Source organism: Pseudomonas arsenicoxydans (assembly GCF_900103875.1).
GTDB classification, from domain to species: domain Bacteria; phylum Pseudomonadota; class Gammaproteobacteria; order Pseudomonadales; family Pseudomonadaceae; genus Aquipseudomonas; species Aquipseudomonas arsenicoxydans.
On sequence record NZ_LT629705.1, the window covers coordinates 4260700 to 4274307 of the forward strand.

At 57.7% G+C, this 13608-nt stretch carries 19 protein-coding genes and 1 tRNA gene; 5 read left to right on the top strand and 15 right to left on the bottom strand.

The annotated features are described in order from the left end of the window. The first annotated feature begins 200 nt into the window (after positions 1-200). Positions 201-287, top strand: a tRNA-Leu gene (locus tag BLQ41_RS19960). 89 nt (positions 288-376) lie between these two features. On the opposite strand, the gene BLQ41_RS19965 is transcribed toward BLQ41_RS19960, so the two are convergent. From BLQ41_RS19965 to BLQ41_RS20000, 8 genes are all read right to left on the bottom strand, one after another. After that, positions 377-661: a hypothetical protein gene (locus tag BLQ41_RS19965; protein WP_090183508.1), complete on the bottom strand. Its 285-nt coding sequence runs from the start codon at positions 659-661 to the stop codon at positions 377-379. Between the two features lie 311 nt (positions 662-972). Next, a complete protein-coding gene (locus BLQ41_RS19970) occupies positions 973-1203 on the bottom strand; it encodes a hypothetical protein (RefSeq protein WP_090183510.1) in 231 nt (76 codons plus the stop codon). 113 nt (positions 1204-1316) lie between these two features. Then, positions 1317-1538: a hypothetical protein gene (locus BLQ41_RS19975; protein ID WP_090188686.1), complete on the bottom strand. Its 222-nt coding sequence runs from the start codon at positions 1536-1538 to the stop codon at positions 1317-1319. A gap of 72 nt (positions 1539-1610) precedes the next feature. After that, positions 1611-2651, bottom strand: coding sequence for a DNA topoisomerase IB (locus BLQ41_RS19980; RefSeq protein WP_090183512.1), 1041 nt, complete (start codon positions 2649-2651; stop codon positions 1611-1613). 76 nt (positions 2652-2727) lie between these two features. Continuing rightward, a complete protein-coding gene (gene modC / locus BLQ41_RS19985) occupies positions 2728-3807 on the bottom strand; it encodes a molybdenum ABC transporter ATP-binding protein (protein WP_090183513.1) in 1080 nt (359 codons plus the stop codon). Positions 3808-3810: 3 nt separating this feature from the next. Continuing rightward, positions 3811-4491 carry a molybdate ABC transporter permease subunit gene (modB, locus tag BLQ41_RS19990; protein ID WP_090183515.1) on the bottom strand — a complete coding sequence of 227 codons (681 nt, stop codon included), beginning with the start codon at positions 4489-4491 and terminating at the stop codon, positions 3811-3813. Next, positions 4492-5259: a molybdate ABC transporter substrate-binding protein gene (modA, locus tag BLQ41_RS19995; RefSeq protein ID WP_090183516.1), complete on the bottom strand. Its 768-nt coding sequence runs from the start codon at positions 5257-5259 to the stop codon at positions 4492-4494. Positions 5260-5416: 157 nt separating this feature from the next. Then, complete coding sequence (locus tag BLQ41_RS20000) at positions 5417-6481, bottom strand: NAD(P)H-dependent flavin oxidoreductase (protein WP_090183518.1); 1065 nt, start codon at positions 6479-6481, stop codon at positions 5417-5419. Between the two features lie 241 nt (positions 6482-6722). On the opposite strand from BLQ41_RS20000, the gene acuI reads away from it, so the two are divergent. Next, positions 6723-7706: an acrylyl-CoA reductase (NADPH) gene (gene acuI / locus BLQ41_RS20005; RefSeq protein WP_090188689.1), complete on the top strand. Its 984-nt coding sequence runs from the start codon at positions 6723-6725 to the stop codon at positions 7704-7706. On the opposite strand, the gene ada is transcribed toward acuI, so the two are convergent. The 5 genes from ada to BLQ41_RS20030 all read right to left on the bottom strand — a co-directional run bounded on the left by ada (position 7707) and on the right by BLQ41_RS20030 (position 10877). Further along, entirely contained in the window at positions 7707-8771 is a 1065-nt protein-coding gene (ada, locus tag BLQ41_RS20010) for a bifunctional DNA-binding transcriptional regulator/O6-methylguanine-DNA methyltransferase Ada (RefSeq protein WP_090188691.1), read from the bottom strand. A gap of 87 nt (positions 8772-8858) precedes the next feature. Next, complete coding sequence (alkB, locus tag BLQ41_RS20015; RefSeq protein ID WP_090183519.1) at positions 8859-9539, bottom strand: DNA oxidative demethylase AlkB; 681 nt, start codon at positions 9537-9539, stop codon at positions 8859-8861. Beyond that, the gene (locus BLQ41_RS20020) at positions 9529-10233 is read right to left on the bottom strand and encodes a 2OG-Fe(II) oxygenase (RefSeq protein WP_090183521.1); all 705 of its coding nucleotides are present in this window, start codon (positions 10231-10233) and stop codon (positions 9529-9531) included. The genes alkB and BLQ41_RS20020 overlap by 11 nt, the downstream gene beginning before the upstream one ends. Before the next feature lie 135 nt (positions 10234-10368). Then, positions 10369-10539, bottom strand: a complete 171-nt coding sequence (locus BLQ41_RS30710) for a hypothetical protein (RefSeq protein ID WP_090183523.1) — start codon at positions 10537-10539, stop codon at positions 10369-10371. Between the two features lie 35 nt (positions 10540-10574). Next, a complete protein-coding gene (locus tag BLQ41_RS20030; protein WP_007900033.1) occupies positions 10575-10877 on the bottom strand; it encodes a DUF1883 domain-containing protein in 303 nt (100 codons plus the stop codon). A gap of 212 nt (positions 10878-11089) precedes the next feature. On the opposite strand from BLQ41_RS20030, the gene BLQ41_RS20035 reads away from it, so the two are divergent. Beyond that, positions 11090-11446: a hypothetical protein gene (locus BLQ41_RS20035; RefSeq protein WP_090183524.1), complete on the top strand. Its 357-nt coding sequence runs from the start codon at positions 11090-11092 to the stop codon at positions 11444-11446. Between the two features lie 72 nt (positions 11447-11518). After that, positions 11519-11749, top strand: a complete 231-nt coding sequence (locus tag BLQ41_RS20040; protein WP_090183526.1) for a hypothetical protein — start codon at positions 11519-11521, stop codon at positions 11747-11749. 11 nt (positions 11750-11760) lie between these two features. Here the strand turns inward: BLQ41_RS20040 and BLQ41_RS20045 are convergent, their stop codons facing one another. Continuing rightward, positions 11761-12042, bottom strand: coding sequence for a hypothetical protein (locus BLQ41_RS20045; protein ID WP_090183528.1), 282 nt, complete (start codon positions 12040-12042; stop codon positions 11761-11763). A 141-nt stretch (positions 12043-12183) separates the two neighbouring features. Next, positions 12184-12369 (bottom strand): hypothetical protein, encoded by a 186-nt coding sequence (locus tag BLQ41_RS20050; RefSeq protein WP_090183530.1) that lies wholly within the window; start codon positions 12367-12369, stop codon positions 12184-12186. A 270-nt stretch (positions 12370-12639) separates the two neighbouring features. Here BLQ41_RS20050 and galU point away from each other — a divergent pair, with 270 nt between their 5' ends. Then, on the top strand, positions 12640-13479 hold the full coding sequence (gene galU / locus BLQ41_RS20055; protein WP_090183531.1) for a UTP--glucose-1-phosphate uridylyltransferase GalU: 840 nt from the start codon (positions 12640-12642) through the stop codon (positions 13477-13479). Positions 13480-13608: the final 129 nt, after the last annotated feature.

Consider the following 13608-nt stretch of genomic DNA (forward strand, 5'->3'; position numbering starts at 1 on the left):
CTCCACTATAAATAAGCTCCGTAGATCTATGATTTACGGAGCTTTTTTATTTAAGCAGTCCTGCAAGATTTTGTCTTGAAAACGGGATCCGCGAACTTGCTTCACCGGGACGGGATGTATATATTTCGTCCTCTGTTGCACAAGCGTCAGAACTGCCAGATGGTTATTTGTCAGTCTCCAGACGGCTACACCGCGCTACCGCCCGAATGGCGAAACTGGTAGACGCATGGGACTTAAAATCCCCCGCTCGTAAGGGCGTGCCGGTTCGATTCCGGCTTCGGGCACCATATATATCAAAGGCCTGCATGAGGAAACTCATGCAGGCCTTTGTCGTTTTTGCTCCGTAATTTTAGCGGCCAGTTATTGAATGGCACTTCTAAACGAATGGCTGGCCAGTAAAACCACGAGGTAATCTTTGCAGCCCGGTCATGGCAGTAAGCCGTTCCGTCCAGGCGGCGCGCCAGTCATTGGCGGTATGAGTAGCTTTGGCTTTGCGAGCGGCGCGGCGTGCAGCGTTGCGTTCGTCCTTGCGCGCGTCTTTGAATGCGTCGGTGTTTCGACAGCTTCTGCATTTGACGCGGGTTAGCACGTTGGTTGAGGTGAGGTTGCTACCTTTGTGACCGCAGGCCAAGTGCCCGCTGACTTTGAAGTGAGTGACCATCAGACGCCTCCTTCGTGACGTGTAGTCGTTAGACATCCCGTGGTTGCAGGCGTTCGCCAGGCCGGACAACAGACAAAAAAATGGCCTGCATGCGGGCAGGCCAAGGGGGATTCATCAAAGGAGTGAGCTGACTGTAGGGGGCGCGGTGTGAACATAACGTGAAAGAAAAGTCGTAAATAAAAAAGCCCGGCGCCAGGCCGGGTTGGGGGTATCGCAGGAGATAATCAAGCAGGCACGCACGCAGTGACGATTAAGTCGCCGTTCGTGCGTGCTGAATCATGCCCTTTCTCGAAGGAAGAATCCGGATCAAATCATCTGAACCTTGGCAGCGGTGGCTCGACAGGTTTTAGCGAAGACAAGGTGTTTTGAATCAGCGGCTCGTCTTTTTCGATATCGTTCAGGCGATCACGGATTCTGAGGGCTGTCGGGTGCCCCCCTTGATGATCCACCCAGTCGGCAATTTCCTTGCACGCGGCAGCAAGTCTGGCCTGACGAGAGTCAAGCAGGGTGAGCAGGGTGGTGATGGACTCTTTTTCGGACATGGCAAACACCTCCGTTCAAGAAACCTGGTAAGCGGCAGCAAAAAGCCCGCGAGTGCGAGCTTTCTGCCGATGGGGTCGCTGGTCCATCAGCTGTTTAAGTATAGACCCGGGCTTCAGCCTTGTCGGACCTTCACTTGAGACCTGGCATTGAGCTGTCGGCATTCACGTCGGGCATCTTCTTCAAGATCGAAACCGTCACCAATGAAGCCATGGGTGCGGGTATCGGCGATGCGATACCAGACGGCGGCGTCGGGTGGCAGGTGACTGGTTTCTCCGGCTCGGCGGCCATGAATGATGATCTTGTTGCAACGCTTCACAACGAAAATGTCTTCCATGGCGTCACCGCAGCTGATTTGTGTCCACATCAACTATAGAAGTTCTTTGTGAACTCGCAAAAAATGGACGGCTCAGTTCGTCGGTTGTGTCGCGGCGATCATTTTGTCCAGAAACATGGCCAGCCCGACTTCCTCTGCCCGCAGCCCTTTACGCGTCCTCGGCCTAGGCAGTTCGGCCAATGCGCCGAGCATGAAACCTTCGAGCACTGCCGGGTGGATGTAGCATTTACGGCAGACCGCCGGGGTGTTGCCCAACTGTTTGGCGACGTCTTTTACCATTGCCACCACATGGCGTTTTGCATCCGATTCGGGCTCCCACTGCAACTCTCGCAACACTGACAATGCCAGCGCGCTACCCGCCCAGGTGCGGTAATCCTTGGCCGAGAAGTCGGCGCCAGTGAGGGTTTGCAGGTAGGCATTGACGTCGGATGAGCTGACGGTATGCCGCTGGCCTTGTTCGTCCAGGTACTGAAACAGGTCTTGTCCGGGGATCTCCAGGCAGCGCTTGATGATTCGCGCCAGGCGTCGGTCTTTCACGGTGATCTGATGTTCGACGCCACTCTTGCCACGGAACTGAAACAGAATCGCACTGCCATTCACCTCGACATGACGGCTGCGCAGGGTGGTCAGGCCATAGGATCGATTTTCCCGGGCGTATTGGGTATTGCCGACCCGAATCAACGTCGCATCGAGCAAGGTAATCACAGTCGCCATGACTTTGTCCCGACTGAACCCGGGAGCGTCGAGCAGTGCTTCCAGACGTTTGCGCAGCTTGGGCAATGCCTGGCCGAAATCCCGCAGGCGCGAATATTTGTCGGCGTCGCGCACTTCGCGCCAGCGCGGGTGATAGCGGTATTGTTTGCGGCCGCGCGCATCACGGCCGGTGGCTTGCAGATGGCCGCGCGGGTCGGCGCAGATCCACACGTTTGTGTACGCTGGCGGCACGGCGAGGGCGTTGAGGCGTTTGATTTCGTCGGGGTCCTTGATGCGCTGGCCCGCAGGATCGAAATAACAGAATTTCCCCCGCAACAGCTTGCGGGTGATTCCGGGCTGCGTGTCATCGACATAGTGCAGGTCCGGTGGCAGCACATCGGGCAGCGCGGTATCGGGCATGGTGGGCAATCCTCGGCGACGAATCAGGGGCCTGTAAAGCCATTGACCGCGCCCGTTCGCCGTGGTGCCAGCGGATTTAAGCCAGGACGGCCACCGCTTTGATTTGCGCCCAAAGCTGTTGGCCGGGGTGCACGCCGAGTTGATCCCGGGAGTAACGCGTGATGCGTGCGAGCAGTGGCGTGCCGGCTGCATTCAGGCGGATCAGCACGTGGGCGGCGTTGTCGGCGCCGATTTCACTGATAACCGTAACGGGCAAGCGATTGAGGATGCTGCTTTGCTCGACGCTTTGCAGGCTCAGGCTGACATCGCGTGCCTGGACCTTGCAGCGCAATGCCTGACCTTGGCTCATGGGCGCGTGTGCCACCCGAATGCTCAGATCAGTACCGGGCAGTTGCAGCGTGAGCAATTGATAATGCGGGTCATAGGCGCTGACATGACCTTCAACCACCACGCCAGCATCGTCGCCCAATGCCAGAGGCAAATCGAGACGCGCCAGGGTTTCACCGATGGGACCGCTGGCCAGCGCCTTGCCATCGTTGAGCAAGACGAGGTGATCGGCCAGCCGCGCAACTTCATCCTGCGAGTGACTGACGTACAGCACCGGGATGTCCAGTTCATCGTGCAAGCGCTGCAGGTACGGCAGGATCTCGTTTTTGCGCTGGCTATCCAGCGCCGCCAGCGGTTCGTCCATCAGCAACAGTTTCGGGCTGGTCAGCAGCGCGCGAGCGATGCCGATACGTTGCCGTTCACCGCCGGACAGATGTTGCGGATGACGGTCCAGCAGATGAGCAATACCCAGCAGTTCAGTGGCATGCGCCATGTCGACCCGGCGCTGCGACTTCGGGATACGTTTGAGACCGAATTCCAGATTGGCCAGCACAGACAGGTGGGGAAACAGGCTGGCTTCCTGGAAAACGTAACCCAGTGCGCGTTTATGTGGCGGGACGAAAATCTTTCTGTCGCTGTCCTGCCAGACTTCATCGTTGACCTGAATGAAGCCGCTTTCGGCCCGTTCCAGACCGGCGATGCAGCGCAAACACGTCGTCTTGCCCGAGCCGGAATGACCGTAAAGCGCGGTCACTCCGCGGCCCGGCATATGCAGATCGACGTCCAGGGCGAACCCCGAGTAAGTCAGTTTAAGGCGTGCATGAATCATCGATCAGCTCCAGCCCGTTTTGGTTTTACGGCTGGAGTAGAGCGCCAGCAACACGGCAAATGAGAACACCAGCATCGCCCCCGCCAGCCAATGGGCCTGGGCGTATTCCATCGCTTCGACGTGGTCGTAGATTTGCACTGAGACCACGCGGGTCTTGTCGGGGATGTTGCCACCGATCATCAGCACCACACCGAACTCGCCGACGGTGTGGGCGAAACCGAGAATGGCCGCCGTGATAAATCCCGGGCGGGCCAGTGGCAGAATCACGCTGAAGAAGGTGTCCCAAGGATTGGCGCGCAAGGTGGCGGCCACTTCCAGTGGGCGAGTGCCAATGGCGGAAAACGCGTTTTGCAGCGGCTGAACCACGAATGGCATCGAGTAAAGCACTGAACCGATGACCAGCCCGGCGAAACTGAAGGTCAGCGTGCCGAGCCCCAGCGATTGGGTGAAATGACCGACAAAGCCATTGGGGCCCAGCGCCAGCAACAGATAAAAACCAATCACCGTGGGCGGCAGCACCAGGGGCAGGGCGACAACTGCCCCGACCGGGCCACGTAGCCAGGAGTCGGTGCGCGACAGCCATAACGCAATCGGAGTGCCGATGATCAACAGGATCACCGTGGTCAGGGACGCCAGTTTCAGGGTCAACCAGATGGCGGAAAAATCGGCACTCGTCAGGGTCATTTAGAGTTGGTAACCGTAGGACTTGATGACAGCGGCGGCTTTCGGACCCTTAAGGTAGTCAACCAACGCTTTGGCAGCCGGGTTGTCCTTGCCCTTGTTGAGGATCACGGCGTCTTGTTTGATCGGGTCGTGCATGTCGGCCGGAACGATCCAGGCTGAACCGCTGGTGACTTTGCCGTCTTTATAGATCTGCGACAAGGCCACAAAACCCAGTTCAGCGTTGCCGGTGGAAACGAACTGGTAGGCCTGGGTGATGTTCTGGCCTTCAACGATCTTGCCTTTGACCTTGTCGGTCAGGCCCAGCCTGGCCAGCACCTGTGTAGCAGCCAGTCCATAGGGAGCGGCCTTTGGGTTGGCAATGGACAAATGCTGGTACTGATTTTCGCTGAGCACCTTGCCCTTGGCATCGACATATCCGTCTTTTGCCGACCACAGCGCCAACGTGCCGACGGCGTAGGTGAAGCGTGAACCCTTGACGGTATCGCCTTCGGCTTCGAGTTTTTGCGGGGTGGTGTCGTCCGCCGAGAGGAGCACTTCGAACGGCGCGCCATTCTTGATCTGGGTGTAGAACTGGCCCGTTGCGCCAAAAGAGGTGACCAGTTTGTGCCCGGTGTCTTTCTCGAAATCAGCAGCGATGGCCTGGATCGGCGCGGTGAAGTTGGCGGCAACGGCCACCTGGACTTCGTCCGCCTGAGCGGAGCCGAAAGCGAATACGGCGACAAGGCCTGCGAGACAGGTTGGGGCAAAACGTGAGGCACGAATGGTCATGAAACGGCTCCGTTGTAGGCGAATGCATTGAGCGCGTTAAAACGCTATATATCGGAATATATAGCGAAATGCCTGCAAACGGAATGTATGGGATGCCGGTCTCTGAAATCACACATGACCTGTAGCAGCCTTCACCAGCTGCTACAGGGGCGGTACGTTACCGACGCATCAACTTGGCCAAACCTTCTTCCGCCAAGCGCTTGGTCAGCTCGGCGGTCGTCGTTTCAGTGCACAACGTAAACGCCTGCCCAGCCCAGAGGTTGCTGAAATCCGCTTCACCTTTGGCGCGCAACGGCATCAACGCACCACCGGCCAGAGGAAAGGCGGGGGCTTTATCGCTCATGGGGCCGAGTTCGCGCATGACCCGATTGAGAATCCCGCGTGCCGGGCGGCCAGTGAAAAGGTTGGTCACTGCGGTCTCGCTTTCCTTGGCTGTGCGCAGCGCTTTGTGGTGGGACGGGCTGACCTTGGCTTCCGGTGTGAACAGATAAGCCGTACCCACTTGCACCGCCGAAGCGCCCAGCGCAAACGCTGCCGCGACGCCTCGCGCATCACTGATCCCGCCCGCTGCAATCACCGGCACTTTCACCGCATCGACGATTTGCGGCACCAAGGCAAATGTTCCGACCTGGCTGCTCAGGTCATCGCTGAGAAACATCCCGCGATGGCCTCCAGCCTCGTAACCCATGGCGATGATCGCGTCGCAGCCATGTTGTTCCAGCCAGATGGCTTCTTCGACCGTTGTCGCCGATGAGAGGATTTTCGCTCCGGTGGCTTTGACCCGATCCAGCAGGGATTTTTCGGGCAGGCCGAAGTGGAAGCTCACGACTTCGGGGCGAAACTCTTCGAGCACTTCGCAGGCCGCGTTATCGAACGGTGCACGATTGGAGACCGGTGTCGGTGCTTCGAAATCGACGCCCAGCTCCCGATAGTACGGTTCCAGCAGATTCTTCCAGTCGCGCGCGCGTTGCTCGTCGGCGGCCGGCATTTGATGGCAAAAGTAGTTGATGTTGAACGGACGCTGGCTGTGTTGACGGATCGTCTTCAGCTCCTCGCGCAATTGATCGATGCTCAGCATGGCAGCGGGCATAGAACCCAGGCCGCCCGCATTGCTCGCCGCAATGACCATGGACGATCCGGTGGCGCCAGCCATGGGCGCCTGGATGATCGGCAGCTCGATGCCGAGCAGGTCAATAATGCGGGTGTCTGGCCATTGGCTCATTTGAATGATTCTCCGACAGGTCGAACCGGTTTTTTACCAGCAGTCAGTGGTGCCAGTCGACTTTTAATTGTCCGCACAAGAAGCCGGATACCTCGATGATGCCGCCCGCCACGCACCCCAAAAAACGCCTGTTTCATGTGTAGGCAAGCGTGCGGCTAAGATGAAAGTCTTGTACGGCGAAATGTTTCTTTGTGGTATTTCAATAGGCCCACAACCTGATTAATTCCATTGAGAGGTCATGATGTTCAAAGGTATTTTGATCGACAAAGACGACAGCGGTTACCGGGCCACACTGCAAGAGATCAATGACGATCAACTGCCCGAGGGCGATGTGACGGTGCGCGTGGCGTACAGCACGCTGAACTTCAAGGATGGCCTGGCAATTACTGGCAGCAGTCCGGTGGTCAGGAAATTCCCGATGGTGCCCGGGATCGATCTGGCCGGCAGCGTCGAGGCCAGTCAGCATCCGGACTACAAGGTCGGCGACCAGGTCTTGCTCAATGGCTGGGGCGTGGGCGAAGGGCACTGGGGCGGACTGGCGCAAAAGGCTCGTCTGAAGGGCGACTGGCTGATTCCGCTACCCAAGGAATTCACCGCGGCTCAGGCCATGGCGATCGGTACTGCCGGGTACACGGCGATGCTGTGCATCCTGGCGCTGGAACATAACGGCGTGACGCCCGAGCAGGGCGAGGTCCTGGTCACCGGCGCCAATGGTGGTGTCGGCAGCTTCGCCATCGCGCTGCTGAGCAAACTCGGCTATCGGGTCGTGGCATCTACTGGCCGCACCTCCGAACACGATTACCTCAAGCAGCTGGGGGCCAGCGAAGTCATCGATCGCGCCACGCTTTCCGAGCCCGGTAAACCATTGGCCAAAGAGCGTTGGGCGGCGGTGATCGACTCGGTCGGCAGCCACACGTTGGCCAACGCCTGTGCCAGCACCAAGGCCAATGGCACGGTGGCCGCGTGCGGTCTGGCACAAGGCATGGACTTTCCAGCGTCAGTCGCGCCTTTCATTTTGCGTGGCGTGACCCTGGCCGGGATCAACAGCGTTACCCAACCCAAAGCCAAACGTGTAGAGGCCTGGAATCGCCTGGCGAAAGACCTGGATTTTGCCTTGCTGCCGCTGATCAGCCATGAGATCGGCTTGAGCGAAGCCATTGAAGCCGCACCGCGCTTGCTGGCCGGGCAATTGCGCGGTCGAGTCGTGGTTGATGTGAACCGCTGATTACACGGTTTCACGTTCCAGCAACTGGCGCTTGCGCTCGACACCCCAGCGATAGCCCGACAGGTTGCCGTCGCTACGCACCACGCGGTGGCAGGGAATAGCCACCGCGATGCTGTTGGCGCCACAAGCCTGGGCTACGGCGCGCACGGCTTTCGGCGCACCGATCCGTTGAGCGATATCGGCGTAGCTGGCGGTGCTGCCGGCAGGAATCTCCCGCAGCGCCTGCCAGACCCGTTCCTGGAATGCCGTTCCGCGTACGTCCAGTGGCAAGTCCAGGCCCATGGCCGGTGCTTCGATAAAACCGACAACCTTGGCGATCAATTGCTCAAACGCGTGATCGGCGCCAATCAGGTTGGCACGTCGAAACTTGTCTTGCAGGTCGCAGACCAATTGGTGCGGATCGTCCCCCAGCAAAATCGCGCAGACGCCGCGCTCACTTTGCGCCACCAGAATCGCCCCCAGGGAGCACTGGCCGACCGCGAAGCGAATGTCGGTATTCTTGCCGGCGGCGCGGTAATCGCCGGGTTTCATGCCCAACACCTGATCGGCCGACTCATAGAAGCGGCTATTAGAATTGAAGCCTGCCTCATAAAGGGCATCGGTGACCGAGCCGCCATGCGCCAGACGATCACGAACCTTGCGTGAGCGATGGGCTGTGGCGTACCCCTTGGGCGTCAACCCGGTCACGCCTTTGAACACGCGATGAAAGTGGAAACTGCTCAGGCCGGCAGCCTGCGCCAATTCATTCAAGGCCGGAAGATGTTCGGCGGATTCGATATGACGGCACGCGGCGGCCACGATCACCGCGTGTTGTGCAGCAACGTCGCTTTGATCCTTTGCGGCCCGTTTGCTCGGACGATAACCGGCCGCCCGGGCTTGTTCGGCGGTGTCAAAAAACTCGACATTCTGCGGATTCGGCAGGCGCGCCAGACTGCTGGGGCGGCAATAGATACCGGTGGTTTTCACGGCATACACAAATTGCCCGTCCGCGCCCGGATCGCGTGCGACGACAGCCGCCCAGCGAGGATCGTCCTTGGTGGCAATTGTTTTCGAATGCGTTGTCATGGCGTTATGTCCGTTGTCCCGTTTCATTCAGACTATCCAGCCAGCAGGATCGCGGCACTCCGAGTCTTGCGGTCGAATTCGAAGGTTTCAACCGGCGGTTCGAAAAGTGAAGTTGATCCGTTGCTCGCCCAGTCGCGGGTGATAACCCTCTTTGATCGGCAAGACGCCGTGATAGCGCAAGCGGTCGACGCCACCCCAGACCACGATATCGCCATGCAGCAGCCCTATGCGCTGGCTTTTGTCCCCACGTTCAAAGCCGCCGAACAGAAACGTGGCAGGTAATCCCAGTGACACAGACACTATGGGCGCTGCGTAGGAACCTTCGTCTTTGTCCTGATGCAATGACATCTTGGCCCCAGGGATATAGCGGTTGATCAGGCAGGAATCGGGTACGAAGTCCGCAAATCCCGCTTCTCGTGCCGCCGCTTGTGCCAGTTCGAAAAACACCAAGGGCATCTTGGGCCAGGGTTGTCCGGTCTGCGGGTCGTGACGCGTGTAGCGGTAACCGCTGCGGTCGGTAGTCCAACCCCAGGTGCCGCAACTGCTCAAGGCGACCGACATGGTAAAACCACCCGGCGTGACCATTTGCCGAAACGGTGCTGCCACCAGAACCGCTTCCAGTTCGGGCAGCAATTGTTCCAGCCAGGGCAGGGCAAAGCCTCGCAGGACGTAGGACTGTTCACCGATCTGCTCGCGTCGAGGCTGTTGCTCGGGCTCGGCATCGGCAAACATATCGAGGGTGGTCGGGCTCATGGGCTCATAACGCATCGTGAAAGATGATTCCAAGGGTATGCCGTTTTCCACTGTGCAGGCGACTCACGCCGTGGCGCATCGTCACTCGGTAATAGCCGCGAACGCCTTTGACCGGGCGCTGACTGACCGCAAAGATCACGCCATCGCCTTTCTTCAGGCCGATGACCTGCGGGCGCGATTGCATCCTCGGGCGCTGCTCGGTCAACACAAACTCGCCGCCGGTGAAATCTTCATCCGGTTCTGACAGAAGAATCGCCACTTGCAACGGAAACACGTGTTCGCCGTACAGATCCTGATGCAAGCAGTTGTAGTCCTGCGGCCCGTATTGCAGCAACAACGGTGTCGGGCGCTCCTGACCGGCGGCATGGCAACGCGCCAGAAACGCTTCGTGCGTTGCGGGAAAGCGGGTTGGCAGATCCATGCATTCGTACCAGCGATTGGCGATCGGTACGAGATGAGGGTAAAGCGCGCTGCGTAAGCAGGCGACCGCATCCGGCAGCGGGTATCTGAAGTATTTGTACTCGCCGCGTCCAAAACCGTGACGAGCCATCATCACTTGGGAGCGAAAGGGGGTCTGTTGCGGATAGAGCGCGCTGATTTCGTCGCAAGCCGTCACGCTTAAAAGCGACTCGAGTACGGCGCAGCCATCCTGATCGAGTTGTTGCTCCAGAGGCGCCCAGTCCAGCGTATCCAGAGAGAGTTCGCTCATCGTTGACTCCTTAACCCAAGGTCGAGGTGGCCAGTCTAGGGTGCGATAAGCGGGTGAACACTCTGGCGCTTGCGGTCAAACTCCAGCAGGCGCGGAGCATGACGTCCTTGTTGTCGCTCCGGGGGCCGAGTCGCGTTACAGTGCCTTGCTGACGCTGATATCGCTGATGACGTCTTCGCTCGAACCATGGATAGCGTCCAGCGCGGCTTTGGCTTCTTCTTCAGTGCCGTTTACGAGCTGGGCAAATTCGAAGCGGCGTTCGCCGTTGAGTTTATATTTGATAACGTACTTGGTCGTTTGGGCCACGGTGATTCCTGCCTGTGTGCGTGTAGGAGCGTTTTTCAGCTCAGTTTCGAGCTGGAACGACGGATGATCTTGATCGAGTGCGTCAGGGTCGGTTTACGGGTCACGCTGATCGGACGACGGTTGACCGTGTCGATGGTGATGTTCCAGAAACCGGTGCTCGGCGCAGTAATCCGGGCCGGGAAGGTGTCGAACGCACCGCCGTGGTACGTATGACGGCCGCCATTCTTGAAACTGCGGAAGTTGGCGTCGTTCATCAAGCGGATGTTGCACATTTGCGAGCACTGGATGACGACGATGTCGTCTTCGTTGAGGTGCTCGCGCTGGTGGATAAATTTCATGAGGCGCCTCCAGAAGGGCTTTTTCTACAAAATCAAAACGATAGCATGGGCGATTGGCGCAGTTTATCAGCCCGAACAGGTTATTATCCGGTCGCCGTGGTCCGCTTTGACAATTAAAAACAGTTATTCGGAATTCCATGAGCGATAAATGCAATGAGCCTCGGAGAAAATCAGCATTTGTGCTGTCGGAGGGTCTTTATCGGAGGTTTAGTATGAAGTGGGGTGTATTGGTCCTGCCGTTGGCGTTAGTAGTGAGTGGTTGCGCGAATGTCGCGGAAATTAGTGAGACGCTGCCCACGATGAATGTAATCTCAGGCAAAAAGCCCCATGAGTACGCGCAGTGTCTGGTCGAAAAGCTGGCGGACAGTCGTGGCGCCCTGCAACTGGAGTCCCACAAAGACGGCATGCGGGTGATCGTGCCGGCGAAGTTTTCTGCAGCCCCGGCCGCCGTCTTCGATATCGAAGAACGCTCGAGCGGCAGCAGTATCAAGCTGCATGAACGGATGTCAAATGTGCCGATACGTCCGAAGGATGTACAGAAAGCCGCCAATGCCTGTATTTCCGGCTGATAGAATGGCGAGCGTCAGCACCAATGCCGTCAAGGTCGCACTTTGACGGCATTGTCATTTTTGGAGTCGAGCATGAAGCGAGAGCAGGTGCGGGAGCGCCATGCAGAGGGTCTGATCTCTGCAACCCACGTGATTCAAAACCCGGCGAACCCGGGTGAGTGGATTGTGTTTTTCAAGAAAAGCGCCGGGCGCAGTTATTTCCTGGTGGATGAGAACGACGAAGTTGAATCCTTCGCGCGCCTCGACGATTTGATCGAGACCGTACGCGGCCTCGGGCTCAAATTCGCCGAAATTCACATGTAGAGCCGCAGGCCTTACTTGCAGACCACCACGACACTGCGGTTTTTGAAGTTGCCGACATCGACGCCCAGTGTCTTGTCGCTTTCCTTGGTCGAAGGCGTGCCGTCGGTCCCGACGATCCGGTAGCCGGTGCCAGCGCACGAGGCATCGGCTTTTTCATAGCAAGTGGCCCAGGAGTTGGCTTCTCCAGAGCATTCGATGGTCAGTCCTTGCTCGCCATTGTTCAGGTAAGTGGTTTCGGAAGTGGCGCAGCCGCTCAGGGCCAATATCGCAATCAGTGGCAAAAATCTTTTCATGTTGGTGTCGTCGTCAGGATGATGGGGCTATGGCTGTGACATCGCTGATGTCAAAAGGTTATAGCGAATGGCCACTTCTTTGCAGGCAATCACAAAAAAAGCCCTGCGTGAGCAGGGCTTCGTCAAAAAATCGGGTTCAGATCAAGGCTTGTCTTTGCCGTGACGTTTGGTGGTCGGGTGTTCCAGTTCCATTACGGATGCCACTTCAGTTGCCATTGCTTCGGTCGGTAAGGGACCGATTTTTTCACCCGTAGCGCTTTGCAGCCACCACTGGCCGTCTTTCGACTTGCTGATCAAGTACCCGTTGACGCTTTTTGCATCCGACATCTATCTGCCTCGTTGGCTGGTTCAGTTACGCAATGATAGCGCCAAATGCACTCATACGGGGCCGATGGGCGTATGGTGGTCCGATTGAATCGCCCGTGCAGGTCTGCTGATCTCTGCTATCTATTAGGGGCGGCCATAAGATCTGCGGAACTATCCGCGAGAATATTTCTCTATGTTGGCATCGGTTAGCCAGTGCGGGGCATTGTAAGGTGCACGCCGCCTGATTAGACTGCGCCGAAACTCGTACACACAGCCCTTTCAAGGACTTATATGATCAAGAAATGCTTGTTCCCAGCAGCCGGTTACGGTACTCGCTTCCTGCCAGCGACTAAAGCCATGCCCAAAGAAATGCTGCCGGTGGTAAACAAGCCACTGATCCAGTACGGCGTCGAAGAAGCACTGGACGCTGGGTTGACTGAAATCTCCATCGTCACCGGTCGTGGCAAACGCGCTCTGGAAGACCACTTCGACATCAGCTACGAGCTGGAAAACCAGATCAAGGGCACCGACAAAGAGAAATACCTGGTCGGTATCCGCAAGCTGCTCGACAACTGCTCGTTCTCCTACACTCGCCAGACAGAAATGAAAGGCCTGGGTCACGCGATCCTGACCGGTCGTCCACTGATCGGTGATGAACCCTTCGCCGTGGTACTGGCGGATGACTTGTGCGTCAACCTGGATGGTGACGGCGTTCTGACCCAGATGGTCAAGCTGTACAAGCAGTTCCGCTGCTCGATCGTTGCGATCCAGGAAGTCGACCCGCAAGAAACTCACAAATACGGTGTGATTTCCGGTGAGATGATCCGTGACGACATCTATCGCGTTCACAGCATGGTTGAAAAACCAAAGCCAGAAGATGCACCTTCGAACCTGGCGATCATCGGTCGTTACATCCTGACGCCGGACATCTTCGACCTGATCGAACAAACCGAGCCAGGCAAGGGTGGTGAAATCCAGATCACCGACGCCCTGATGAAGCAAGCCCAAAACGGCTGCGTCATGGCCTACAAGTTCAAAGGCAAGCGGTTCGACTGCGGTGGCGCTGAAGGCTACATCGACGCGACCAACTTCTGCTTCGAGAACTTCTACAAGACTGGCAAGGCTTACTAATTAGCGCCTGACCTGCTTGTATTGAAAAGCCACCTTCGGGTGGCTTTTTCATTTTCCGCCCCCATAACGCTTGCAGCGCTTGCCCAATGGACGTCTGCGGGTATGCTGGTTGCCTGCCGAGGAGATTGA

Excerpts from the sequence above, each read along its gene's own strand:
- modB (WP_090183515.1), bottom strand. The coding sequence starts at position 4,491 with ATGACCCTGACGAGTGCCGATTTTTCCGCCATCTGGTTGACCCTGAAA.
- BLQ41_RS20045 (WP_090183528.1), bottom strand. The coding sequence starts at position 12,042 with ATGAAAAGATTTTTGCCACTGATTGCGATATTGGCCCTGAGCGGCTGC.
- BLQ41_RS20035 (WP_090183524.1), top strand. The coding sequence starts at position 11,090 with ATGAAGTGGGGTGTATTGGTCCTGCCGTTGGCGTTAGTAGTGAGTGGT.
- ada (WP_090188691.1), bottom strand. The coding sequence starts at position 8,771 with ATGACAACGCATTCGAAAACAATTGCCACCAAGGACGATCCTCGCTGG.
- BLQ41_RS20050 (WP_090183530.1), bottom strand. The coding sequence starts at position 12,369 with ATGTCGGATGCAAAAAGCGTCAACGGGTACTTGATCAGCAAGTCGAAA.
- BLQ41_RS19980 (WP_090183512.1), bottom strand. The coding sequence starts at position 2,651 with ATGCCCGATACCGCGCTGCCCGATGTGCTGCCACCGGACCTGCACTAT.
- BLQ41_RS19970 (WP_090183510.1), bottom strand. The coding sequence starts at position 1,203 with ATGTCCGAAAAAGAGTCCATCACCACCCTGCTCACCCTGCTTGACTCT.
- BLQ41_RS20040 (WP_090183526.1), top strand. The coding sequence starts at position 11,519 with ATGAAGCGAGAGCAGGTGCGGGAGCGCCATGCAGAGGGTCTGATCTCT.
- BLQ41_RS19965 (WP_090183508.1), bottom strand. The coding sequence starts at position 661 with ATGGTCACTCACTTCAAAGTCAGCGGGCACTTGGCCTGCGGTCACAAA.
- BLQ41_RS20020 (WP_090183521.1), bottom strand. The coding sequence starts at position 10,233 with ATGAGCGAACTCTCTCTGGATACGCTGGACTGGGCGCCTCTGGAGCAA.
- BLQ41_RS19975 (WP_090188686.1), bottom strand. The coding sequence starts at position 1,538 with ATGGAAGACATTTTCGTTGTGAAGCGTTGCAACAAGATCATCATTCAT.
- BLQ41_RS20000 (WP_090183518.1), bottom strand. The coding sequence starts at position 6,481 with ATGAGCCAATGGCCAGACACCCGCATTATTGACCTGCTCGGCATCGAG.
- acuI (WP_090188689.1), top strand. The coding sequence starts at position 6,723 with ATGTTCAAAGGTATTTTGATCGACAAAGACGACAGCGGTTACCGGGCC.
- galU (WP_090183531.1), top strand. The coding sequence starts at position 12,640 with ATGATCAAGAAATGCTTGTTCCCAGCAGCCGGTTACGGTACTCGCTTC.
- modA (WP_090183516.1), bottom strand. The coding sequence starts at position 5,259 with ATGACCATTCGTGCCTCACGTTTTGCCCCAACCTGTCTCGCAGGCCTT.
- modC (WP_090183513.1), bottom strand. The coding sequence starts at position 3,807 with ATGATTCATGCACGCCTTAAACTGACTTACTCGGGGTTCGCCCTGGAC.
- BLQ41_RS20030 (WP_007900033.1), bottom strand. The coding sequence starts at position 10,877 with ATGAAATTTATCCACCAGCGCGAGCACCTCAACGAAGACGACATCGTC.
- alkB (WP_090183519.1), bottom strand. The coding sequence starts at position 9,539 with ATGCGTTATGAGCCCATGAGCCCGACCACCCTCGATATGTTTGCCGAT.